This is a genomic window from Streptomyces hokutonensis (genome assembly GCF_000376565.1).
In the GTDB taxonomy this organism is placed as follows: domain Bacteria; phylum Actinomycetota; class Actinomycetes; order Streptomycetales; family Streptomycetaceae; genus Streptomyces; species Streptomyces hokutonensis.
Genome location: NZ_BARG01000169.1, coordinates 1 through 856 on the forward strand (window position 1 = coordinate 1; position 856 = coordinate 856).

Annotated in this window: 1 protein-coding gene; it reads right to left on the bottom strand. The window is 69.4% G+C overall.

The genetic code is table 11. From position 1 onward, the window contains the following. The coding region (locus SSP08S_RS58005) for an acyltransferase domain-containing protein (protein ID WP_043260501.1) at positions 1–856 on the bottom strand (856 nt) is incomplete at both ends.

Genomic DNA, 856 nt, shown 5'->3' on the forward strand with positions numbered 1-856 from the left:
GCACCCAGCAACGGATGCGCCACCGACTCCAACCCCGCCGCACCCACATCCGCCACCGACCGCACCACATCCAACCAATACCGCCGGTGCTGGAACGCATACGTCGGCAGCTCCGGCCGACGGCCGCCTGTGTCGGGCAGGACGGCCGACCAGTCCACCTCCACCCCCCGCACCCACAACCCCGCCACCGACGACACAAACCGCCGCAACCCGCCGTCGTCCCGCCGCAACGACCCCGACACCACGGCCGGCACGTCCTCCACCGCATCCGACACCGCAGACGTCAACACCGCATGCGCACTCGACTCCACAAACACCCGGAACCCATCCGCCACCAACGCCTCAACAGCCGCCCCGAACTGCACCGTCCGCCGCAGATTCCGATACCAATACCCCGCATCCAACCGCGCGTCGTCCACCCACTCGCCATCCACGGTGGAGAAGAACGGCACCACCGGACGTGACGGCCTCACCGGGCCCAGAATGTCGAGGAGTTCGCCCTCGATCGCTTCCACATGCGAGGTGTGCGAGGCGTAGTCCACCGGGATACGACGCGTCCGGACCCCCAACTCCTCCCCCAGGGCGAGGAGTTCCTCCAACGCCGCCGGATCACCCGCCGCCACCACCGACGAGGGACCATTCACCGCCGCCAACTCCACCCGGCCACCCCACCGCGCCAGCAGCTCGACAGCCTCCGCCTCCGGCAACGGAACCGACACCATCCCACCGCGGCCTGCCAACGAACGGCCGATCGCCTGACTCCGCAACGCCACCACCCGCGCCGCATCCCCCACACTCAACGCACCCGCCACACACGCAGCCGCAATCTCCCCCTGCGAATGCCCCACCACCGCAT